At 44.4% G+C, this 21,257-nt stretch carries 25 protein-coding genes; 4 read left to right on the top strand and 21 right to left on the bottom strand.

Annotated features, from left to right (window positions below; translation table 11 throughout):
* Window positions 1–75: 75 nt before the first annotated feature.
* Genes AR335_RS10775 through AR335_RS10760 form a run of 4 tightly spaced genes read right to left on the bottom strand, consistent with a single transcriptional unit; the run spans window position 76 to window position 3,519 of the window.
* Complete coding sequence (locus AR335_RS10775) at window positions 76–360, bottom strand: hypothetical protein (protein WP_053358023.1); 285 nt, start codon at window positions 358–360, stop codon at window positions 76–78.
* Window positions 344–973, bottom strand: coding sequence for a CPBP family intramembrane glutamic endopeptidase (locus tag AR335_RS10770; RefSeq protein WP_199805077.1), 630 nt, complete (start codon window positions 971–973; stop codon window positions 344–346). The genes AR335_RS10775 and AR335_RS10770 overlap by 17 nt, the downstream gene beginning before the upstream one ends.
* Window positions 912–2,483: a RecQ family ATP-dependent DNA helicase gene (locus AR335_RS10765; protein WP_234293248.1), complete on the bottom strand. Its 1,572-nt coding sequence runs from the start codon at window positions 2,481–2,483 to the stop codon at window positions 912–914. The genes AR335_RS10770 and AR335_RS10765 overlap by 62 nt, the downstream gene beginning before the upstream one ends.
* The gene (locus tag AR335_RS10760) at window positions 2,449–3,519 is read right to left on the bottom strand and encodes a helix-turn-helix domain-containing protein (protein ID WP_234293247.1); all 1,071 of its coding nucleotides are present in this window, start codon (window positions 3,517–3,519) and stop codon (window positions 2,449–2,451) included. The genes AR335_RS10765 and AR335_RS10760 overlap by 35 nt, the downstream gene beginning before the upstream one ends.
* Before the next feature lie 252 nt (window positions 3,520–3,771).
* Here AR335_RS10760 and AR335_RS10755 point away from each other — a divergent pair, with 252 nt between their 5' ends.
* The 3 genes from AR335_RS10755 (at window position 3,772) to AR335_RS23960 (ending at window position 6,163) form a co-directional block, all read left to right on the top strand.
* Window positions 3,772–4,020 (top strand): ferredoxin, encoded by a 249-nt coding sequence (locus AR335_RS10755; RefSeq protein WP_062235300.1) that lies wholly within the window; start codon window positions 3,772–3,774, stop codon window positions 4,018–4,020.
* A gap of 266 nt (window positions 4,021–4,286) precedes the next feature.
* Entirely contained in the window at window positions 4,287–5,858 is a 1,572-nt protein-coding gene (gene serA / locus AR335_RS10750; protein WP_062235297.1) for a phosphoglycerate dehydrogenase, read from the top strand.
* Window positions 5,859–5,899: 41 nt separating this feature from the next.
* Window positions 5,900–6,163, top strand: coding sequence for a hypothetical protein (locus tag AR335_RS23960; RefSeq protein ID WP_156418926.1), 264 nt, complete (start codon window positions 5,900–5,902; stop codon window positions 6,161–6,163).
* On the opposite strand, the gene AR335_RS10745 is transcribed toward AR335_RS23960, so the two are convergent.
* The 16 genes from AR335_RS10745 to AR335_RS10675 all read right to left on the bottom strand — a co-directional run bounded on the left by AR335_RS10745 (window position 6,129) and on the right by AR335_RS10675 (window position 20,063).
* Complete coding sequence (locus AR335_RS10745) at window positions 6,129–6,938, bottom strand: histidinol-phosphatase (RefSeq protein WP_062235293.1); 810 nt, start codon at window positions 6,936–6,938, stop codon at window positions 6,129–6,131. The genes AR335_RS23960 and AR335_RS10745 overlap by 35 nt on opposite strands.
* Before the next feature lie 26 nt (window positions 6,939–6,964).
* Entirely contained in the window at window positions 6,965–7,138 is a 174-nt protein-coding gene (locus tag AR335_RS23955; protein WP_156316370.1) for a hypothetical protein, read from the bottom strand.
* A 178-nt stretch (window positions 7,139–7,316) separates the two neighbouring features.
* Window positions 7,317–9,107 carry an ATP-binding protein gene (locus AR335_RS10740; RefSeq protein WP_062235288.1) on the bottom strand — a complete coding sequence of 597 codons (1,791 nt, stop codon included), beginning with the start codon at window positions 9,105–9,107 and terminating at the stop codon, window positions 7,317–7,319.
* Window positions 9,104–9,823 (bottom strand): response regulator transcription factor, encoded by a 720-nt coding sequence (locus tag AR335_RS10735; protein ID WP_062235285.1) that lies wholly within the window; start codon window positions 9,821–9,823, stop codon window positions 9,104–9,106. The genes AR335_RS10740 and AR335_RS10735 overlap by 4 nt, the downstream gene beginning before the upstream one ends.
* Before the next feature lie 117 nt (window positions 9,824–9,940).
* Window positions 9,941–11,131: a c-type cytochrome biogenesis protein CcsB gene (gene ccsB, locus AR335_RS10730; protein ID WP_062235282.1), complete on the bottom strand. Its 1,191-nt coding sequence runs from the start codon at window positions 11,129–11,131 to the stop codon at window positions 9,941–9,943.
* Window positions 11,132–11,150: 19 nt separating this feature from the next.
* Window positions 11,151–12,764, bottom strand: coding sequence for a cytochrome c biogenesis protein ResB (gene resB / locus AR335_RS10725; protein ID WP_062235279.1), 1,614 nt, complete (start codon window positions 12,762–12,764; stop codon window positions 11,151–11,153).
* A 14-nt stretch (window positions 12,765–12,778) separates the two neighbouring features.
* Window positions 12,779–13,306: a thiol-disulfide oxidoreductase ResA gene (gene resA / locus AR335_RS10720; RefSeq protein ID WP_062235277.1), complete on the bottom strand. Its 528-nt coding sequence runs from the start codon at window positions 13,304–13,306 to the stop codon at window positions 12,779–12,781.
* 52 nt (window positions 13,307–13,358) lie between these two features.
* On the bottom strand, window positions 13,359–14,108 hold the full coding sequence (locus AR335_RS10715) for a pseudouridine synthase (protein WP_053358012.1): 750 nt from the start codon (window positions 14,106–14,108) through the stop codon (window positions 13,359–13,361).
* A 106-nt stretch (window positions 14,109–14,214) separates the two neighbouring features.
* The gene (locus AR335_RS10710) at window positions 14,215–14,745 is read right to left on the bottom strand and encodes a spore maturation protein (RefSeq protein WP_053358011.1); all 531 of its coding nucleotides are present in this window, start codon (window positions 14,743–14,745) and stop codon (window positions 14,215–14,217) included.
* A gap of 3 nt (window positions 14,746–14,748) precedes the next feature.
* On the bottom strand, window positions 14,749–15,342 hold the full coding sequence (locus AR335_RS10705; RefSeq protein ID WP_062235274.1) for a nucleoside recognition domain-containing protein: 594 nt from the start codon (window positions 15,340–15,342) through the stop codon (window positions 14,749–14,751).
* The gene (locus AR335_RS10700) at window positions 15,335–16,507 is read right to left on the bottom strand and encodes a D-alanyl-D-alanine carboxypeptidase family protein (RefSeq protein WP_062235271.1); all 1,173 of its coding nucleotides are present in this window, start codon (window positions 16,505–16,507) and stop codon (window positions 15,335–15,337) included. The genes AR335_RS10705 and AR335_RS10700 overlap by 8 nt, the downstream gene beginning before the upstream one ends.
* Window positions 16,508–16,581: 74 nt before the next feature.
* The gene (locus tag AR335_RS10695; protein ID WP_175501823.1) at window positions 16,582–17,142 is read right to left on the bottom strand and encodes an isoprenylcysteine carboxyl methyltransferase family protein; all 561 of its coding nucleotides are present in this window, start codon (window positions 17,140–17,142) and stop codon (window positions 16,582–16,584) included.
* 6 nt (window positions 17,143–17,148) lie between these two features.
* Window positions 17,149–18,237 (bottom strand): type III polyketide synthase, encoded by a 1,089-nt coding sequence (locus AR335_RS10690; protein WP_062235269.1) that lies wholly within the window; start codon window positions 18,235–18,237, stop codon window positions 17,149–17,151.
* Window positions 18,238–18,342: 105 nt separating this feature from the next.
* Complete coding sequence (locus AR335_RS10685) at window positions 18,343–18,705, bottom strand: hypothetical protein (RefSeq protein WP_062235266.1); 363 nt, start codon at window positions 18,703–18,705, stop codon at window positions 18,343–18,345.
* A 21-nt stretch (window positions 18,706–18,726) separates the two neighbouring features.
* A complete protein-coding gene (gene scpB, locus AR335_RS10680; protein WP_062235263.1) occupies window positions 18,727–19,311 on the bottom strand; it encodes an SMC-Scp complex subunit ScpB in 585 nt (194 codons plus the stop codon).
* On the bottom strand, window positions 19,308–20,063 hold the full coding sequence (locus AR335_RS10675; protein ID WP_053358005.1) for a segregation/condensation protein A: 756 nt from the start codon (window positions 20,061–20,063) through the stop codon (window positions 19,308–19,310). The genes scpB and AR335_RS10675 overlap by 4 nt, the downstream gene beginning before the upstream one ends.
* A gap of 126 nt (window positions 20,064–20,189) precedes the next feature.
* On the opposite strand from AR335_RS10675, the gene AR335_RS10670 reads away from it, so the two are divergent.
* Window positions 20,190–20,708 (top strand): DUF309 domain-containing protein, encoded by a 519-nt coding sequence (locus AR335_RS10670; protein WP_062235261.1) that lies wholly within the window; start codon window positions 20,190–20,192, stop codon window positions 20,706–20,708.
* Between the two features lie 82 nt (window positions 20,709–20,790).
* On the opposite strand, the gene AR335_RS10665 is transcribed toward AR335_RS10670, so the two are convergent.
* Entirely contained in the window at window positions 20,791–21,225 is a 435-nt protein-coding gene (locus AR335_RS10665) for a peptidylprolyl isomerase (RefSeq protein WP_053358003.1), read from the bottom strand.
* Window positions 21,226–21,257 lie beyond the last annotated feature (32 nt).

Raw genomic sequence — 21,257 nt, 5'->3', positions numbered from 1 at the left:
CCAGAGGCCTTTTTAATGGGCTTTGTTATAAAAAAAGGATGCTGACGAATTTTGCATCAGCATCCTTTTACTACTTCATGATTCTATTTTCACCTTCTGCACATCGTCATTTCCTTTTAACGGATCCGTTACTCTCGGAAACCAATAGTTATATGTAAGGATAAAAACAACGAGGAGCAAGAAAATAACAAGCAGAGATTGGGCCAGCGGCAGCCGGTTCTTTTTTTTCTCTTCTGAAGAACTCTCAGGTTCCACTGCATTTTCTTTCCTTATCTGTTCCGTTTTTCTTTTATGAAATTCCTTCCTCGAAGGCAGCGGACGATCGTTTATTAGTTCAGATTGTTCACTCATGTTCTTCATGAGTACCACCTCCGTTGTCCTCTATTGGATAAGATTTAGGATGGGTCGTGAGCCATCCTTTGGAAATCAGCAGCCCAAGAAAAAAATCGATAAAAAAATGAGCGGTCATCGGAACAAGCAGATTCTCAGTGTATTGGTATAAATATCCGAGAAGAAAGCTAAGTAGAACCGCTGCACTGAAAAGTACAGGCTTTTTTATATATCGTACATGGAGGACTGCAAAAAGTATACTTGTTAAGCTCAAGCCGAGCAAGGGCTGTACAGCACCCCGAAAGAGCCACTCTTCTGAAAACGAAATGACAGCTGTTAGTACAGCAATATGCCAGACCGGAACCGAGCGGAAGATGCGCTCATTGATCCCTCCGTCATCCAAGTAACGTTTCGGCATCCATTTATGCAGAAGGAGGTTAATAATGACTACCGCTAATGCGGTTCCTGCTCCCAAAACTATGATATTAAAGCTTTCCCATCGAAACTTGTTCAGATCAAAGCCCGCAAACCACATGATGGCTGTTCCGGCAGCAAAGAATAGAAATTGGGAAATATATATATTAGTGCGTAATTCTCGGTCGCTCATTAGCCGGATCAGCTGTGCTTGATCCCAATTCTTCATGATGATCATCACTTTCCTGATTAAAAATTAGTTGCAGCTCATTTTGCCAATTCACAGCTGCAGCAGGCTGAGGATTTGTACGAGTTTCCTTTTGGATGAAATGTCCGATATCTGCCTTGCAGTGGCTGCAGCAATTATCCGGGCGTTCCCCCATCTCATCATGAAAGATGTGTGCAATCTTTTCTCGTTTGCAAAAATCTCCTCTTGTCCATTCTACCATTTCTTCTATTTTTTTGCGTTTCAGAGCTTTTCTGTTTTTCATTTTTTGAAGAATACGTTCCTTGGCTTCATCCGGCATCACATTTCCTTCGTTTAAAAAGTAACCCTCTTTTTCAAACTGATAAAGCAAAAATCTTCTTGCGCTGTCACTCATCTCAAACCTTTCCAGCATACCCGAAAATGAAACGCGGTCAGCCGCAGGAAGTGAAGCACAATGGAGTACCTGTCCCTCATCTGGAAACTCATGGTCAATAAACATCCCCGGAATTTCTTCATCCCCTCTGCAATATAACAAAACAGCGAGACTCTCTTTGCCGTCTCTTCCCGCCCGGCCGATTTCCTGGACATAAGACTCCATGGCAGAAGGCATATGAAAATGGACAACAAACCGGATGTTTGGTTTGTTGATGCCCATGCCGAAAGCATTTGTACAGCAAATGATATCAAGTTCATCATTTAGAAACTGTTTTTGGATCAACAGCCGATCCTCATTTTCAAGCCCCCCATGGTAGGCAGCTACACGATTCATCCCCTTTTCTCTCAGATTTTCTGCAAGGTTTTCAGCCCATGATCTTGTCGAGGCATAAAGAATTCCAGGTCCATTTAATGAGGAAGCGAGTTCAATGGCACGATTCAGTTTATCCAGATGCTCCGTGCAGTGCACTACTGTTAACGTGATGTTCGGCCGGTCCACACGATAAACATGCATCGTACAGCTTTTCATTTTAAGCTTTGCTGTGATATCATCTCTGACTTCCGGTGTAGCGGTCGCTGTCAGAGCAAGACAAGGAGGATTCCCAATATTGCTTCGAAACGACGCCAGTTTTAGATAACTGGTCCGAAATTCATGGCCCCATTGGGATATACAATGCGCCTCATCAACAACGAACAGAGAGACGGAGATTTTTTTCAGTTCGTTGAGTACAAATTCATTTTCAAGTATTTCAGGAGAAACGTATATAAATTTATAAGAAGAGAGCCTGTGAAGCACTCTTCTTTTTTCTTCAAAATCCATAAAACTGTTTAAAGCCACCGCTCTTTTTTCCCCAGAACGCTTAAGCTGTTCCACCTGGTCTTCCATCAGGGAAAGAAGAGGTGAGACAATGATGATTGAGCCGGAAAGAATGTTGCCTGGAAGCTGATAGCATAATGATTTTCCTTTACCAGTAGGCATCATGGCCAGTACGTCATTTCCCGTCAGAATGTCTTCGATCACTTCCTTCTGTCCAGTGCGGAATTCATCATATCCGAATTTTTTACTTAACAGGGCTTCCAGCTCCAATTCGATCACCTGCTCTTCCTAGTACGAGACGTATTTTAAAGTAAGAGATGTCATCTCCGAGGCTTTCTTTTATGCGTTTTAGTTTTTTAGTCTGCAGCTTTTCAAAGGCAGCTATTATCTTTTCTTGTTCCTGCTCGGTTACGTAAGGTTCGACCGAAAAGTTGGGATAGTGGATCGCAATCTCTACTAAGTGGTCTTCAATTGTGCTTTTTTTCATCTTTCTGATCATGATGATCTGTTCCATGCTATTTCCAGATCTCAGCAATCTCCACGTCTTTTGAGCGGATACTGTGAGAGGATCGTTTATTTCCAGACAGTTTACGAGTTTGTTCAATACGGGGTAAAATTTTTGCCCTTCTTCTGCATGCATGAGAAGATAGTGGAGCACAGAACGGAAAATAAGCTCAGTATCCTCTACAGGCAGCCCTAATACACTAGCCGCTTGGTTATTCGTGAGACCTGTTCTTCCGTACCTGCTTAATTTTAATACAAATATCTCTGCATGGCGGCCGGGCAGTTCACCGAGGAGTGAAAGAAATTCTCTGTATAACTGATCCGCCTCCGCCTGCCTCTCGTTCTGCTTCGGAAATATTCTTCTCACAAGATAAAGCGTCACCGGGTCTCTTGAAACCGGCAGAAAATCATAATTGTTTCGGGTACTGTGAGATACTGCTTGTATGTATAGAGCAAGAAGCCTGTAAAATGGAAGTTCTGCGTTTCTGTAGCGAAGACCGTTAAAGGCAAATAGATACGGACGATCCTTCAGAAGCTTGGCTAATTGTTCATCCCCTTCTTCTGTAATGATATACCGGTCTTCCAGCCTTTTGGCCAAACTGCGCTCAATGAGATGGCTGATCGTTTTTTCAAACTCTTCACGTTCGAGGCTCGGCAAGACCCCAAATAAAAAAGAGAGATTAAAAAGGTGTCCGTCAGAAAGTGTCTGCGAGGTTTTCTTCCCTTTTACCAAATGCAAGATTCCTGACAGACTTCGTTCACCGTTAAATTGTTTCAAACAATAGAGGAGTATGCCATCTCGTGTATTCATCATCCATCACCACACTTAAATAATCTTTAGACTAACACGCATCTGAAAACTAATAAAGAAGCAGAATTCGTTTAGCGGAGAAAAACCAGGGGAAACATGAAGTTAAAGGGAGTTGTGACATAAACCATTATTTTTTCTATTGAATTATTGGTAGCTAATAAATTACAATATGAATAGCACACATATATTGAAGTATAACATTTTGAATGTATTCGTGTTTTATTGCATTACCATGATTAGGAGGATATAAATATGCCAAAGTACACAATTGTAGACAAAGACACTTGCATTGCCTGCGGAGCTTGCGGAGCTGCTGCGCCCGATATTTATGATTATGATGATGAAGGCATCGCCTTTGTTACTCTCGATGAAAACCAAGGAATTGTTGAAATTCCAGATGTATTGATCGACGATATGCAGGATGCTTTCGAAGGCTGCCCAACAGATTCTATTAAAGTGGCAGACGAACCGTTTGACGGCGATGCATTGAAATTCGAATAGAAGAAAATACAAAGCCCTTCATGCTGATGCTGGAGGGTTTTTATTTTCTCTTTCATTTAAAATTAAATGATAACCATTGTCAATTATAAATTTTGCGTAAACGATTTCACCGTCCTTCTCTAAAGTTCTCCCCTTTTTCTTCTTTATTTCGTTTTAGATTTTCTCTCAAATTTCGTTTGTACTCTAAATAGCCCTGTGTTAAATTATCAATATTATATAAATATTCTGGCTATATAAGCTGTAATTACAAACTGGGAGTGGATGAGATGTTTCGTGTGCTGGCAGCAGATTCAATAGCAAAAGAAGGAATGGCAGCTCTGGAGAAAGAGTCCGGCATTTCAGTCATTTATGGCAGTGTTAAGGACGTTCAAGATCCAGAGAGTATCGACGCTTTGGTCGTAAGAAGTGCCACTAAAGTAACAAAAGAACTTCTATCCCTTTTTCACAACATTAGAATTGTAGCGCGTGCAGGTGTCGGTGTGGATAACATTGATATCGATGCAGCAACACAGCGCGGAGTTCTGGTCATTAATGCACCTGATGGAAACACGATTTCCACAGCTGAGCATACATTTGCGATGATCATGGCAATCCTTCGAAAGATTCCTCAGGCGAACCAATCGATTAAAGAAGGAAAATGGAACCGTTCAAGCTTTACAGGAGCTGAGCTTTCCGGAAAAGTGCTCGGGATCGTAGGACTTGGGAGGATTGGAACAGAGCTTGCCAAACGGGCTCGTGCGTTTGGTTCAAAAGTGCAAGTGTTTGATCCGTTTCTAACGACAGAAAGGGCAAAAACACTGCAGGTCGTTCCTGTTACCCTGGATGAACTTCTCGAGAGCAGTGATATTATTACCGTCCATACACCGCTTACGAAAGAAACAAAAAACCTCATCAACACCGAGAATCTATCAAAGACCAAACAAGGCGTTTATTTGATCAACTGTGCGAGGGGAGGCATCCTTGATGAAGAGGCCCTTTACACCTACCTATCAAACGGCCATATTGCAGGCTGTGCCCTTGATGTGTTCGTGCAGGAACCGGCTGTTGAGAACCGGCTTGTTCACCTGCCGAACGTGATCGCCACTCCTCACATCGCGGCTTCAACCGCAGAAGCACAGATGAATGTTGCTGCACAGGTTGCCAAAGAAATCTTAACCTTCTCCAAAGGCAAGCCCGTCAAAAACGCGGTGAACCTTCCAGCCGTCTCCAATGACGACTTTCAGAAGATCTATCCTTATTATCAACTTGCTAAAGTTTCCGGCCAGTTTCTATCACAGTCATTCTCTTCTCCGATTAAAGAGATTAAGATTACCTTTGCCGGAACTATCACAGAATTGGATACAGGATTAGTATCAAGAGGCCTTCTGTCCGGATTCTTACAGCCAAGAGTAGACCGCATTGTCAATGATATCAATGCCACGCTCATCGCGAAAGAGCAAGGCTTCTCATTTGGCGAAAAATACAGCACAGAAACACAAGGCTATGAAAATATCATTGAAGCCCGTGTTATCGGCGAAACAGAAAGCTTCAGCCTTCAATCCACGTATATCAACGGCTATGGCCCAAGAGTGGTCAACATCAACGGATATTCCACTGATTTTGTTCCTGCAGGATTCCTCGTATACATTGAGCATGTCGATAAGCCTGGTGTCATCGGCAGAGTCGGAAAACTGCTCGGTGATCTGGAGGTCAACATCGCTGCAATGCAGGTGGGGAGAAAGATGGCCGGCGGTGAAGCGATCATGATGCTTACATTTGACAAAGAGCTGGATCAGGATGTATTACTGAGGATCAAGGAGCTCTCTGACGTAGTATCCGCTACTACTATAAACCTGTAATAACAACAAAAAAAGGGGCTGTCCAAGAAGTCTGTAAGCTGTTGATTTCCGTTCCAGGGTGCTCGCTTTCCGCGGGGCGTGCGGTGAGCCTTACCGGCGTGAACGCCTACTTTTTGGCGCTAGCGCCTGCGGGAGTCTCACCTGTCACGCTAGTCCCGCAGGAGTCTCGCACCTTCCACTTCAATCAACTTTTCATTGAAGATTTTCAAGCCAAAAAGGAGCTGCTGAAAGTCAATTTTCGACTTTCAGGACAGCCCCTTTTTTTATGCTTTAAAACGAGATTTCTTTTCGTTCTCCTTTTGTAAACGTCATTACAGACGTATAACCGGCTTCCCTTGCCAGTTGGAAAGCCTGTCCATAATCAGCACCCACATGGGACGGTTCGTGAGCATCAGAAGAAAATACGATCGGAATCCCTTTGCTTCGACACATTTTTAGTAATACTGGTTCTGGATAAAGCCGCTGAACCGGTTTGCGCAATCCGGCAGTAGAGATCTCAACGCATGTTTTTGAATTCTTGAGCGCGTCTGTCGCCCGTTCATATTGTTCAAGAATAAATTCCTCATCATTCGGTATGTAGTTGAAAATTTTAACAAGGTCGATATGCCCAATGATATCAAAAAGATTGGAATCTGCCAGTGTTACCACTTGATCATAATATTGTCTGTAGACCTCATAAAGATCCCTGCGTTCCCACTCTTTCCGGTACTCAGCAAGATCAATGCCAAAGTCTCCAACCCAATGGACGGAACCGATCACATAATCAAAATCATACCTTGATATAAAACTTTCCATCTCTTTATGCCGGCCTGGCGTATAATCCATCTCGATCGACATCTTTACATCCAGATCTTTCGACCATGCTTCATGAAACAAGTCTACATAGTCTTTCATGTCATAATATCTTCGTTCTTCCATCCAAGGTTTGCTCACTATATCTTTCGTTTGGTAAAAATGATAGGCATGTTCAGAGATTCCAAAATGGCTGATCTCTCTTTCTCTAGCCCGGTTAACAAACCTTTCAAGATAGTCCAGTGTTAGCGTTCCCTTTTCTAAATGATTGTGATAGTCTGTCGGCAAGCTTGTTCCTCCTCTAATTTTTCAACCTAATTCTTGGGCAAATCCTTATCCACTTTTGTAACATGAATTTCGGCCTCCTTCAAGTGTTTTTCAAAACTTTCTCCTGACTTTGCCTTGCCGCCCTTGCCGCCCACAAACAGAATTCCGATGCACAAGGTGATAGCCAATACAACAAGAAATCGCCTTCCGTAATCTTTCATCTTTTCCTCCCTGAAACTAGAATCACCTTTTCATGTTATGCGGCTCTGCATTAAACAGAACAAAAAAACTGCTCCTCCCGTTGTTAGTTGTGTCTAACAAGAGGAGTGCAGTTCACTTCAGCCGTTTGTTTTATGGTGTTTTTGTTTCTTATGGAACAAGAATAATCGAGGTGTTTTCCTATTCTTCAACAGATAGCGGCAAAAAGATCGAAAATGACGTACCTTCGTTCAGCTTGCTGTGAACAGAAATCGTGCCGCTGTGGCTGACCACGATATTTTTGGCGATCGCCAAGCCAAGCCCGGTTCCGCCTTTCTTCCCCCGTGTTCTGGCTTTATCCGCTTTATAAAAACGTTCGAAAACAAAAGGCAGATCTTCTTCTGCGATTCCTGATCCATTGTCGGTAACTTCGATCTTCAATCCTTGCCCAGCGGAACCGACCCTGATGGAAACTTTACCGCTGCTGGCTGTATGGCGGAGTGCATTGTCGATCAGGTTGGTCAACACTTGTTCGATCCGGTCAGGATCAAGTCTTGCCGTACCATCTGTATTGATATCCAGGATGAGCTCGATTTCCCTTTCCCTCGCGATTCCATAGAATTTGCGGACTACCCGTTCAAAAAATTCAGTGACAGATACATTAACGGGGTGCAGTTTCATCTGGCCCGCTTCAAGCCTCGCAAGATCAAGCAGTTCATTTACAAGGCGGCCCATGCGCAGAGATTCATCATGTATAATCTTAACGATTTCCTTTTCTTCTTCCTTGGAGCCGGCCACATCATCAACGATTGCTTCACTGTATCCTTGAAGCATGGCAATCGGTGTTCTGAGTTCATGAGAGACATTCGCGATGAAATCTTTTCTTAATTTATCCAACCGTCTTTCTTCTGTCATGTCCCGTAAAACGGCAACAGCTCCCCTTACATAGGACTGGTTATAGAGAGGCGTCATGAGCACCACCCAGCTTCGCCCCTGAATATCAATTTCAATGTACTGTTCTTTTTCAAGGGTAACAACATTCTCAAACAGCTCTGTAAGCTGATCAGGCAAGGTCTTATCTTTGTTACGGTCCATCCCCTGTTCATAATACCAGGCCTGCAAGAAGCGTTCAGCCGGCGGATTGGATACAAGTATGCTCATTCTCCTGTCAAAGGTAATAACCCCGTCTGCCATTGAACTAAGGATTCCTGAGAGCTGTTCTTTTTCCTGATTCAGAGCAGTAATAAAGTTTTTCAGCTGCCTTCCCATCCGGTTAAAGGCCATGGCAAGTTCTCCGATCTCATCGTGCGTCAGCATCGGAACCTTCATATCAAACTCTCCTCTGGCCATATGGGAGGCCGCCTCCCGCATTTTACGCAGTGGGGCGGTGATTCGGCTCGAAAGAAAGAACGCAAAGATCGTCGTTAAGATAATGGCGATTCCTGCTGATAAAAAGATAAGGCGCTTCGTATAGTTCGTACTTTCGGCGATGTTTTCGAGTGACTGGTAGATGTACACCGCACCCGTTTTCCCGTTCTCCATTTTAAAAGGCAGCCCGACGATCAGCAGCCGGTTATGTTTTTCTTTACCATTTGACATAACGGGAAAATCGCCTTTTTTAACGACTTTGTTTCCTTTTTTGTAGACGGACGCCAGTGAATCATTTTTAAAGAACACTTTAACTGGCAAGTCCGGTTCCTCATTCTTCCTCGGTGTCGGAGAATAGTATTCTTTTTTATCCATGATGAACATCGCATTTAATGAATAAGCGTCGACAAGCTCTGAAGAAATCCGCAAAGCCTCTTCCCTGCTGTCATAATGCTCCACGAGCTCCACCATTTTTTGGGCAAGCTTGGTAAGCTGCTGCTCTGCTTGTTCATCGTGGTATCTTTCTACGAATTGTGTAAGCAGCACTGTTAAAATAAAAAGGACTACGGAAACAAGAAGCAATATGGTTACCCAAAGTTTTCCGACTACACTGCGCCAGATCATTCTTGTTCAGCTACCTCAAATTTGTAGCCCACTCCCCACACTGTCGCAATCATCGATGCTGCCTGAGGGGAAACTTTATTTAGCTTCTCGCGCAGCCGTTTGACATGAGTATCAACCGTCCGAAGATCTCCGAAGAACTCATAATTCCAAACATCTTTTAAAAGCTGCTCCCTTGCATACACTTTATCCGGGGTCTTCGCCAGATAATACAGCAGTTCATACTCTTTAGGAGTCAGGTTGACTTCTTTTCCCCCAGCGATCACGCGATGAGCGTCATGATCGATCGTCAGGTGCGGAAACACGATGATATTTTTAGCGACGGATTCAGTCTGCAGGAACTTGGTAGATGAAGACCTGCGCAGCAGTGCCTTCACTCTGAGGATGACCTCTCTGGGGCTGAACGGTTTTACGATATAGTCGTCAGCACCTGATTCAAATCCTTGTATCCGGTTCATCTCCTCACCTTTAGCCGTTAGCATGATAACAGGCGTGGCTTTCCTTTGCCGGAGTTTTTCACAGACTTCCGTTCCATCCATGCCGGGCATCATCACGTCCAGCAAGATCAAGTCGTAATTTAAGGTCAAAGAGTAGTCAAGCGCTTCCTCTCCGTTCTCCGCTTCATCTACTTCGTAATTTTCTCTTTCAAGATACATTTTTAAAAGCTTGCGAATCCTTTCTTCATCATCAACAACAAGAATTTTCGCTTCTTTTTCCACTGCTGTTCCTCCATTTCATATGTATCTGCCCTTCTATCATACATGAACACTTTGTATATCACAAAACCCTTCATACCAGGAAACAAACCTGGCATGAAGGGTATAGGCCTGCGCTAATTATGCGTAGGAATGAAGACCGGAAATCACAAGGTTAACCGCAACAAGGTTAAACATGATGATGACAAATCCGATGACGCAGAGCCAGGCAGACTTCTCGCCATGCCAGCCTCTTGAAAGCCGAAAATGCAGATAGGCCGCATAGAACAAGAAAGTGATCAGTGCCCATACTTCTTTTGGATCCCATCCCCAGAACCTTGTCCATGCCTGCTGTGCCCAGATCATCGCAAAAATGAGTGCGCCAAGTGTGAAAACAGGAAAACCGATGGCAACAGAGCGATAGCTGATCTCATCAACAAGATCCGGTTTTAGATTCATAAGTTTTGGCTGAATGGCTGCGGTGATCCGCTTTCTTAAGATCAGCCGGATGATCCCATACAGTACTCCGCCCATGAGCAGGGACCAGATGAATGTGTTAAATTTCTTTGGTGCTTCATCACCATTCATCCAGGATGGAGAATTCAGTAGCGGTCCGAAATGATTGTCTGCCTGCGTTCCGTTCGGAGGGCCTATGAGAGCCGGCAAATTGTACGTCAACTCCGTTTTTTGATCCCTCTTGTCCGTCCAATCAAACTTCGTCTCATAGCCGGCTGCTGAAGAGATCGCACTTACAAGAACGAAACCGAGTACACATAAGAGCAGATACATAATGATCTCAAGCATCTTTGTCTTTTTGGATGAAATGCTTTGATCAACCACGCGAATCAGGTAGATGAACCCTGCCGCAAATGAGATGGACAGGATGCCTTCGCCGAGGGCTGCAGTCGTTACGTGTATTTTCAGCCAATCACTTTGAAGTGCCGGAATGAGCGGTGCGATATCTTTCGGGAACATGCTGCCATATGCGATGACCAGCAGGGCGATCGGCATCGCGAACACCCCAAGGGCATTTGTTCTGTAAATGCCATATAAAAGGATGAAAGCAAACACCATCATCATCCCAAAGAAAGTAGTGAATTCAAACAGGTTGCTGACCGGTGCATGTCCGCTCGCGATCCATCGCGTAACGAAATATCCAAGCTGTGAGATGAAGCCCAGGATGGAAAGTACATACCCAGTTCTTCCCCATTTCTTAGTATAGGCTGCTTTTTCCTTTCCTTTTTTGTCAGAAAGAGACATGGCAAAGACAGCTGTTGCGATTAAATAAATAATAAATGCAATGTAAAGCAAATTACTGCTAAGTTGAGCCATAATAACCTCCAGTCAGGGCTTAAGCGCTTTTTTCGTCACTTTGGTCAACAGGCATGACCAGCCCGGATTCCTCCGAAATGGCCTGCATTTCTTTTTTCAGGCCAAACCAGTTTTTATTCGTATGGGCAGCAATCCATAATTGCCCGTTTTTCTGCTGAATCCAAATTCTGCGGTGATTCCAGTACAGTCCCTGGACCACCCCAAGCATGAAGATAATTCCGCCAACAATAATGATTGGAAGTGTTCTGTCCTTCTTGACGGTTAACGCTGATACGTTTTTCGTTTCGAGACCGGAGAAGGTCATCTTATACTTGTTGTTGCCGGCTTCTACGTTCTTACGAATTCCTATAAAAGCGGTTTCTCCTTTTGGCGTCTCTGGGGTAAACATCTTAAATACGAATGCCGGGTTGTCGGGCACGCTGTTTTCTGTTGTCGGCTGGCCGTCTTCATCGAGCTTAAAGTTCGGGAAGTATTCAACCATTTTCACTTTGTAGCCGTTTCCAAGATCATACGCCGACTTTGGATTAAAGAGATTGATCTTGATTTCCCCAAAGCTTTTCCCCGTCGATTTCTTTTCAAGCTTCAGGTTCATTCTATGAAACTCGTTCAGCTTGAAATCTACTTGGTAAAGGGCATAATCCCCGAATGTCAGCGGCTCATTCACTTTAATCTTAGCATCTTTAACTTTCTTCAGTTCCGGAGCTGCTCCTACAACTTGGGCAGGATTTGCATGATAGAGCGTGATATTGCTCTGATAGTTCTTCGGCACCTCGTTGCCCACCTGGTTTAGTGCGTTGGAGAACTGCTTGTCCTTTTTATTGTAGAGCTCCATAACAAACTTATGGTTCTTTAAATAATACTGGCCTTCGTCTGTTTTCGTTCCAGGTACAGCAGTCGTTTCCCCTTCTCTGATCCAAAGTGTCTGATCTGTATACATATCCGGGAAAAAGCGAAGCATGGCTCCGATCAAAAAGATGATGAGCCCTGTATGGTTCACATAAGGACCCCATCTGGAAAACCGGTTTTTCTCTGCCAGTATGTTGCCGTTATCTTCTTTAATTCTGTAGCGTTTGCCTGACAGAACCTTCTTCACCTGCTCAAGTGAGATCCCATGATCAGAAACCGCAAAAAGACGCTGCCTCTTCATAAAGCTTTCATGGCGTGTCACCCGCTGGTGTTTAAGCGCCCTGTAAAGAGGAACGCCCCTGTCGATGCTCACGATAATGAGAGAAATACCAAGAGCTGCAAGGAGCAGTAAAAACCACCAAGAACCATATAGGTTGTGAAAACCGAGCAGATAGAAGATTTGTCCCGGTGTTCCGTATTCCTGTTTATAATACGTCGTTGGATCCACATTGGGAGGTATGTACATTTCTTGCGGGAAAATGGTGCCAATTGCTGCTGCTATTAAAATAACAATAATGATTCCAATGCCCACTTTTACGGATGAAAAGAAGTTCCAGATCTTATCAATAAACGTTTTGTTATAGGTCTGGGAACGAATCGCGCTGCCCTCATACCTCATGTTGATCAGCTCGCGCGAATTTTCGTTGCTTAACGGCTTCCCGCACGATTCACAAATCTCAGTTCCGAACGGATTCTTGTGGCCGCATTCACATTGTATCGTTTTCAAATTTGCACACCCCGTTACGGCTTGATTTTTTCCATATACTCTTTAATCGTTTCATTAGAAAGTGATTCACTCGTTTTCTCAATGATGTTTCCGTTCTTATCAACAAGGAATGTTGTAGGAATCGGTCCGATGCCATAAGCCTTCGTCACTTCCCGTGAACCATCGAGTGGAATAGGAAAGGACAGATGAAAGCGGTCCGCAAAATTTTTCACAGAAACATTGGATTCCCCAACGTTGACGGCCAGAATCTCTACTCCATGTTTCTGATACTCTTTATATTCCTTTTGCATATATGGCATCTCGCGCTGACAAGGCTTGCACCATGTTCCCCAGAAGTTCAAGAACACTCCTTTTCCTTTGTAATCTGACAGCTGGACTTTGTTTCCCTGCAGATCCGTCAGCTCAAAATCAGGTGCCTTATCGCCCTTTTGCACACTGCCGCTCTTATCTTGAAACACATTATTGTAAAAGGTATAACCGACGGCAAGAGCTATGACGGCAAGAAGAATTGAGCGAAACACCAGTCTTCTTTTCTTATTCAATTATGACGCCCCCATTTTATATGTTCCCAACTTAACTATAACGCTTGAAATTTTATTTATGGCCTCTCTTTTTTGACGGTTGTGTGACAGCCTGGTTGCGCAGCTGTTTCACTTCATGCGGCGTCAGTTCTCTGAATTCGCCGGGATTCAGCCCTTTCACATCTAAAAAGGCATAACGCTCCCTCTTCAGTTTCATCACAGGATGTCCGATCGCTTCAAACATTCTTCTAACTTGCCGGTTTCTTCCTTCGTGTATGATCAGTTCAATAATTGAGGTCTGTTTCTTCCTGTCCCCTGAGATGAACTTCACTTTTGCAGGCGCGGTCTTGCCATCTTCAAGCACGACCCCCTTTTCAAGCTTTTTCAGCACTTCACGTTCGGGAATACCTTTTACTTTCGCAATGTACGATTTGTCCACCTTATATTTCGGATGCATCAGTTCATTGGCAAATGCACCGTCGTTGGTCATGATCAAAACACCAGAAGTGTCATAGTCCAAACGGCCGACCGGAAAGATCCGCTCTTCCACGATATCCTGAAAATAATCCGTAACAACCTTTCTACCTTTGTCGTCCGAAACAGCAGTGATGACACCCGAAGGCTTGTACATCAGAAAGTATACAGGCTGTTCCCTTTCTATTTGCACTCCATTTACTTCGATGCGGTCTTTTGGAGAAACCTTCGTACCAAGCTCCTGCACAACGGTTCCATTGACTTTAACTTTTCCTTCCAATATTAATTCTTCAGCTTTTCGCCTTGATGTAATGCCGCTCTGGGCAATTACTTTTTGTAAACGTTCCATGATTTCACCTCATTTAACATCATACTCTCTACACTTCCATTTCTCAAGCTGAGCTTCAATGTTCTTCACACAAAAACACACCGAACATTTGTGGGTTCGGTGTGTTCTATGAAAATACGATGGTAACGACTATGATAGAAGCGATAAATCCAACCAGGTCAGCAAGGAGTCCTACTTTCAGCGCGTACCCCATCTTGCGGATGCCGACCGCTCCAAAGTAGACGGTTAAAACATAGAACGTCGTATCTGTGCTTCCTTGAATCGTAGAGGCCAGTCTGCCTATAAATGAATCAGGCCCGTTGGAAGCGATAAGATCAGAGGTCATGCCAAGTGCTCCGCTTCCTGAAATGGTGCGCATCAGACCGAGCGGCACCACTTCTCCGGGGACGTGAATAAAATCAAAGAACGGTTTCCCGAAATCAAGCAAGAGATCAAGCGCACCTGAAGCCCGGAACACGGATATAGAAACGAGCATTCCAACCAGATAAGGTATCATGGAGACAGCGAGGGAGAACCCTTCTTTTCCGCCTTCTACAAAGGCTTCATAGGTCGGAACTTTTTTTACTGTTCCATACAGTAAAATAAAGCCGATCAAAAATGGGATAAACCAGATTGAAAATGAATTTATGAAACTCATAATCTATTTCTTCCCCTTCCTGCTTGACCGATAATAGAAAAAACGGTCAATACAAAGTGCAAACACCGTCGAGACTCCCGTTGCGAGCAGCGTTGTCCCGACAATGTCTGTAGGATTGGAAGATCCATAATTCATTCTGATCGCAATAATCGTTGTTGGAATCAGCGTGATGCTTGATGTGTTGATCGCCAGCAGGGTGATCATCGAGCGGCTCGCTTCATTTTTCCCGCCGTTCAGTTTCTTCAGCTGTTCCATCGCTTTGATCCCCATTGGTGTGGCTGCGTTCCCAAGGCCAAAAAGATTAGCTACCATATTGGATAAAATATAGCCGAGTGCAGGATGGCCTTCGGGCACATCCGGAAAGAGGCGCTTGACGATTGGACGGAACAGAAGGGCAAGCATTTCCAGCAGTCCGCCCTTTTCGGCAATTTTCATGAGGCCGAGCCAAAAAACAAGGATACTGACCATTCCTAGACTGATCGTTACTGCTTCCTGTGCGCTTTTAAAAACAGCCGCGTTCACCTTATCGATGTTTCCAGTCAGCATGGCGACAATGAACCCTGTCACCATCATCCCCACCCAGATGTAATTAACCATGTCTTACACCTGAGCTGATTGAGAAAAGGGATGCCACCATGTCCTTGAACACACTCCAGAATGTCTTGCTGTCTTCCTTCACCAATCCTTTTCCTTCATAATATAAAGGCAAATCGGCGATCATCGTTTCCCCCAGCATGACTTTCATTTTCCCAATCGGTTTGGGAATGGCTCCTTCTTTCCACTTCCCTCCTTTTGGAGGCTGGTATAGAGTGACGGATTTCTGAACTTCTTTTTTCTCGCCTTTCATAAGAGGGTATCGAAAATCTCTTGAAGCTTCAATCTTATTTTTATAGGCTTTCAGCTTGATTCCGTCAACGACCCCTTTTTTCACGATGCTGGCAAGGTGAAACGTCCGATAGCCCCAATTAAACATAGCAGCATGATCTTCCCAGTCGTCCGGATCGTTCAGCGTTACCGCAATGAGCCCCATTCCGTCTTTCTTGGCTGTCGATACGAGTGTTCGTTTTGCAAGCCTTGTATAGCCGGTCTTTCCTCCCGTAGAATAGGGATACCGTTTAAGCATTTTATTTTTGTTTCGCCAAACCCGATCCCACTTCTCGCCTTCTTGAGGAGACCGGTAGATAGCAGAGGACGATATCTCTCGGAACTGAGGATTCTCCATTGCATAACGTGTGAGCACCGCCATATCATAGGCGGTGGAATAATGGTCATCATGATCATCAAGTCCGTGCGGGTTGCGGAAAAGCGTGTTCTTCATGCCGATTTCCCGGGCTTTTTGATTCATCATGTAAACGAAACCATCAAAGCTGCCTCCGACATACTCTGCGATGGCTACAGCTGAATCATTCCCTGAGCGAAGCATTAAACCATATACCAGATCATTTAGGGAAATATGCTCACCTGGCTTTAAATAAAGTGAAGAACCTTCCGTTTTGGTCGCTTTTTCGCTGACCGTCACCCGGTCCTGAAGTTTTCCAGATTCAATCGCGAGTATAGCAGTCATGATTTTGGTGATGCTGGCGATCCGCATCGGCCGGTGTTCATTTCTGGCATAAAGGATTCTTCCTGATTCCTGATCCATGAGGATAGCAGCTCTCGCGGAAATACCAGGACCATCAGCATGAGCTGAAAATGGCGCATAAGGAAAGATCATTACGGCTATTAATATCGGCAGAATCCATTTTTTCGATGTATAGAGCATAAGTATCCCGTCCTTAGTTGTTTTGTACAAGTTTATGCAAAAACAGGACGGTTATGATGGTAAATTATATCCAATTATGTTTCGTCACCAGGTAAGAATCTGTGTTTCCCGTCGAATCGCTGTCCGTAATCGGTTGCCTCCTGAAGGGCTCTCTCTTCTGTTGGAATTCGGACAGATAGGATAACAGCGTTTAAAACAAGAAAAAGAAGAGCTGTGAAATAGGCCTGAAAGACAAGAGGGATCGTGATGATCTCCATGGTTACGATACAATAGTTTGGGTGTCTGATATATTTGTAAGGGCCTCTTGCCACCACTTGTGCCCCAGGCAGAATAATAATTTTCGTGTTCCAAAAGGCCCCGAGCGATCTGAGGCACCAAACACGGGCCATCTGGGCGAGTAAAAAAAGAGAGAAAGGGATCCACCACCAGGTGGCCGGCTCTTTATGGAATAGTGTGACTTCGAGGAGCAAGAAGAAAAAAAATGAAGCATGAATCGCCACCATCCATTTGTAATGTTCCTGTCCTGCTTCAAACGCTCCTTTCGAACGAAGAAACGTTTCATTCCTCCTTGCGATTACAAGCTCTGCAAGCCTTTGAAGAATCAGTGCACCGAGAAAAAGAAAAAACACGATCATTCCCCCCTATGTCCATTGTATGTACAGCAGTTCAGAAGAAAAACCGGGTCCAAGCGCTGCCATCAGTCCGGTTTCACCCCGTTCAGGCATTCTTGCCATAAACCGTTCCATCACATAAAACACCGTAGCTGACGACATATTGCCAAACTCCTTCAGCACCGCTTTGGAAATCTCCGTCTTTTCCGGCGGTATCTCAAGAGCATCAATGTAGGCATCTAATACTTTTTTTCCTCCCGGATGAGCGATAAAGTGTTTGATATCCCTCCCGGTTAAGCTGTTCTTTTCGAGGAACTCGTCCACGTTCGGTTTCAGCCAGCCCCGGATAATATTCGGTATGTCCCTTGAAAATACCACATAGAGTCCGTTATCTTTCACATCCCACCCCATGACATCTTCAGAGTTCGGCATAAGTGTGGACATCGTATCTTTCACTTCAGGTATCGCTTGAAATGCTGAGGCTTCTGCCGCATCCGACTCATCGCCGCAAAGAAGCGCACAGCCGACCCCGTCTGAAAAGAGCGATGTGCCGACAAGGTTGCTTTTACTGTGATCATCATGCTGAAACGTTAAGCTGCACAGCTCCACACTTAGTACGAGGACGTTTGCTTTCGGATACGCCCGGCAATAATCATAGGCTCGGGAAAAACCCGATGCCCCTCCCGCACAGCCAAGCCCCCAGATCGGCACCCGTTTTGTATGGGGTGAGAATGGCAGTTCATTCATGATTCTTGCCTCAATGCTCGGTGTGGAAAAACCAGAACTGGAAATAAAGAAAATCGCATCAATCTCCTTATATTCAATATTCCTTCTTAAAAAGGGGGAATCTTGCAGACATTTTTTAATCGCTCTTCCGCCATACTTGGTTGCGGTTTCGATGTAAAAATCGTTCTTCTCCTGAAAAGAGTGCGTTTCTTTGAACCACTCCAGCGGCTTCGCAAAATGGCGGGTCGCAATCTCGCCATTGTGAAACACCTTCAGAAGTCTCTCAATATCTTTAAATGACTGAGAAAATAATCCCCGTGCAAATTCGAGAGCCTGTTCTTGTTCCAGCTTATGTGGAAGATTCGTTGTTTGAACGGATACAATTTTGGGCATGTTGAAACCTCCGTATGGGTAGTTACGTAAGTTTTCCCTTTTAATACCGGTTTTACGCCCTTATTTCTTTCTAATAAAAAAAGCCTCCATTAAGGAGACGTTTTTTTACTGCTGTTTTACCGTTTTCCAAATCTTTTTAACATCAGACCAATCCACGTTCTGAAAGAGAGAAAGAAAGTTTTCCTCCCTGTTCATGTAAAGTCTTCTTCTTTCCAGGGCATCCTTCAAATGAAGCAAGCAAACCAGGGCTGCGATGTCTTTAATCGCCAGCTGCTCTCCATCATCCGTGATTAATTGTTCCGAGATGCGCGGCAGGAGCTGTTCCTCAAAATATCTCACGTAAAGAAGCTGAAAACTTTTTTCTTGTCCTTCTTGTTCATAGAATACTTCTGAACGGTTAAAAAAATCTTCCGGCGAGTTCGGCTTTTCCTTTTCCAGCTCATATCCTGTACATGCTCTAATTTTCAAGGCCTTCAACTCCTGTTCCCATTATTCCATCGTTTCTTGAAACTTTGAAAAAAACAGATCCGCTTCCTCTTCAATCGATTGATCGTTCACTTTCTCAGGGAGCGGCGGAAGTTCGTGCAATGACTTTAAACCAAAATGCTCCAGAAAATTCTTTGTCGTACCGTATAGAATAGCCCGGCCGGTTCCTTCTGCACGGCCTGTTTCTTTGATGAGCCCTTTAGAAGAGAGCGTCTGCAGCGGCTTTTCAGTCTTTACCCCTCTGACTTCCTCTATTTCAGCCCTCGTGATCGGCTGTTTATAGGCGATGATTGCAAGTGTTTCCAAAGCTGCCTGTGACAGGCTGGAGTGGGAGGGAGCAGATACAAGCCTTTCATAATAGCAGGCATGTTCGCGCTTCGTAACAAACTGGAATGAACCGGCGATTTCAATGATTTCCATGCCTCTCGTATCAGACTTGTAGTCTTTGACCAGCTCATCAAGAAGCTCTTCAGCCGCATCCATGCTGATCTGCAGAACGTCTGCTATCTGCTTTTTTTCAATACCCTCTTCCCCCGAAACAAATATTAGCCCTTCAATGACCGCTTTATGTTCTGCTGATTGACTCAAACTTCATTCTCCTTTGTTGCATAAATAAAAATTTCGCTAAAATTGTTTTCTTGCTCACATGTCACATCTTTCGTCTTCATTAATTCCAGCACAGCCAGAAAAGTGACAACAAGATGTTCCCGGTTTGAGGAGGTGAAAAGATCGGAAAATTTCTTTCTGCCGCTCGAATAACGGATCTCATTGATGATCTGCTTCATCCTTGTCTCAATCGGGATCTCCTGGCGCTCAATCGTTGTTTTTCTCGGCGCCTTCTCGAGTTTTTTAGTAAAAATCTTCTGCATGGCGGCGAGCATATCATAGATCGTTACGTTAGCTACGGGATTGACTTCTTCTTCTTGGTTTTCATAGTACGTCAGATCCATAGCCTCCCTTGTAAAGATCATGCTTCTGGCCGTTTCTTTCTCCTTCAGGCCGACTGCCGCCTGCTTAAATTTTCGATATTCAATAAGCCTGCGGACGAGATCTTCCCGGGGATCTTCATCCATCTCAATCTCCATCTGCTGATCAAGATCCTGTACGTCCTGTTTTGGGAGCAGCATCTTGCTCTTGATGGCGAGAAGCGTTGCCGCCATGACCAGGTATTCACTGGCCACATCCAATTTTAATTCCTGCATCGTATGTATATAGTTCATATATTGCTCTGTAATCGCAGCAACGGGTATATCGTATATATCGATCTCGTACGAAGTGATCAGATGCAGGAGCAGATCGAGAGGACCTTCAAATGCATCGACTTTCACGCTATACTTCATAGTAGTAACCCCTGTTTCCAAATTCAATATTGTACCGGAATTATACCATATTTTAAACACAGTTCCTTTTTGCATCTTAAAATTTTTAGTAAGATAGATTGTAAAAAGCAAACCAGGAGGCCATTGATGTACCCAGAAGCATACATTGAATACCTTGCCTACTTCCACGGATCGAGGGACTTTTTCGAATGCCATGAAGTACTTGAAGAGCATTGGAAAAGCGAAGGTCAGCAAAACGGCGTCTGGGTCGGATTGATCCAGGTCGCGGTCTCACTCTACCATCAGCGCAGAGGCAATGACATTGGAGCACTCAGAATGATGAAGAGCGCAATCGGTAAACTGTCCGCACATAAAGAGGATCTCACGAGGCTCGGACTTGATGGCACAGCGCTGCTGGAAAGGCTCATGATAAGATTGGATGAGATCGAATGTCGAATGCCTTTTACAGATCTGAATCTTCCTGTTGCAGATGAAGCACTCATGGACCAGTGCTGCCGCTGCATCGAAAAACAAGGCTCGGTTTGGGGCAATGAAAGCGATATGGCGGATGAAAAGATCGTGCACAAGCATAAACTGCGTGACCGGAGTGATGTTATTTTAGAACGTGAAGCGCAAAAGCAGCTGCGGATGAAAAAGAAGAGCTGAGGCCGAGCGGCGCACTTCAAACCTTTTCCCACAAGAATATCCCACAAAAAAACCCCCGGGAAACCGGGGGTTTTCACTATTCTTATTCTTCCCAAACTTTAACTTCTTTCATTACATCGCCTTGTTTGATTCGAAGAACCGTGTCCATGCCTTCGGTAACTTGTCCGAAAACAGTATGAACGCCGTTTAAATGCGGCTGCGGCTCATGAACGATAAAGAACTGGCTTCCGCCTGTGTCTTTGCCGGCATGTGCCATTGAAAGAGAACCAGCCACGTGTTTGTGAGGGTTTCCGGCTGTTTCGCATTTGATCGTATAGCCAGGGCCGCCTGCACCTGTTCCTGTCGGATCTCCGCCTTGTGCTACGAAGCCAGGAATTACACGATGGAATGTTACCCCATTGTAGAAACCTTCGTTTGCTAATTTTTCAAAGTTAGCTACTGTCCCCGGTGCTTCTTCCGGAAAAAGCTCGATGGAAATTTTTTCGCCGTTTTCAAATTCGATAGAACCTTTTTTCATAGATATAACCTCCTGAATTCAACATACTTCAT

Source organism: Fictibacillus sp. FJAT-27399, from assembly GCF_001510655.1.
Taxonomy (GTDB): domain Bacteria; phylum Bacillota; class Bacilli; order Bacillales; family Fictibacillaceae; genus Fictibacillus_C; species Fictibacillus_C marinisediminis.
Note: the sequence above shows the minus strand (reverse complement) of the source record. Positions and strands in the feature narration are given on the sequence as shown.

What these genes read in the sequence shown, in the direction of transcription:
- AR335_RS10755 (WP_062235300.1), top strand. Translation starts at nt 3,772, where the DNA reads ATGCCAAAGTACACAATTGTAGACAAAGACACTTGCATTGCCTGCGGA.
- AR335_RS23955 (WP_156316370.1), bottom strand. Translation starts at nt 7,138, where the DNA reads ATGAAAGATTACGGAAGGCGATTTCTTGTTGTATTGGCTATCACCTTG.
- AR335_RS10690 (WP_062235269.1), bottom strand. Translation starts at nt 18,237, where the DNA reads ATGCCCAAAATTGTATCCGTTCAAACAACGAATCTTCCACATAAGCTG.
- AR335_RS10675 (WP_053358005.1), bottom strand. Translation starts at nt 20,063, where the DNA reads ATGAAGTATAGCGTGAAAGTCGATGCATTTGAAGGTCCTCTCGATCTG.
- AR335_RS10700 (WP_062235271.1), bottom strand. Translation starts at nt 16,507, where the DNA reads ATGCTCTATACATCGAAAAAATGGATTCTGCCGATATTAATAGCCGTA.
- AR335_RS10740 (WP_062235288.1), bottom strand. Translation starts at nt 9,107, where the DNA reads ATGATCTGGCGCAGTGTAGTCGGAAAACTTTGGGTAACCATATTGCTT.
- serA (WP_062235297.1), top strand. Translation starts at nt 4,287, where the DNA reads ATGTTTCGTGTGCTGGCAGCAGATTCAATAGCAAAAGAAGGAATGGCA.
- AR335_RS10670 (WP_062235261.1), top strand. Translation starts at nt 20,190, where the DNA reads ATGTACCCAGAAGCATACATTGAATACCTTGCCTACTTCCACGGATCG.
- AR335_RS10710 (WP_053358011.1), bottom strand. Translation starts at nt 14,745, where the DNA reads ATGAGTTTCATAAATTCATTTTCAATCTGGTTTATCCCATTTTTGATC.
- AR335_RS10705 (WP_062235274.1), bottom strand. Translation starts at nt 15,342, where the DNA reads ATGGTTAATTACATCTGGGTGGGGATGATGGTGACAGGGTTCATTGTC.
- AR335_RS10695 (WP_175501823.1), bottom strand. Translation starts at nt 17,142, where the DNA reads ATGATCGTGTTTTTTCTTTTTCTCGGTGCACTGATTCTTCAAAGGCTT.
- AR335_RS10775 (WP_053358023.1), bottom strand. Translation starts at nt 360, where the DNA reads ATGAAGAACATGAGTGAACAATCTGAACTAATAAACGATCGTCCGCTG.
- AR335_RS10715 (WP_053358012.1), bottom strand. Translation starts at nt 14,108, where the DNA reads ATGGAACGTTTACAAAAAGTAATTGCCCAGAGCGGCATTACATCAAGG.
- AR335_RS10770 (WP_199805077.1), bottom strand. Translation starts at nt 973, where the DNA reads ATGAAGAATTGGGATCAAGCACAGCTGATCCGGCTAATGAGCGACCGA.
- ccsB (WP_062235282.1), bottom strand. Translation starts at nt 11,131, where the DNA reads ATGGCTCAACTTAGCAGTAATTTGCTTTACATTGCATTTATTATTTAT.
- AR335_RS10760 (WP_234293247.1), bottom strand. Translation starts at nt 3,519, where the DNA reads ATGAATACACGAGATGGCATACTCCTCTATTGTTTGAAACAATTTAAC.
- AR335_RS10665 (WP_053358003.1), bottom strand. Translation starts at nt 21,225, where the DNA reads ATGAAAAAAGGTTCTATCGAATTTGAAAACGGCGAAAAAATTTCCATC.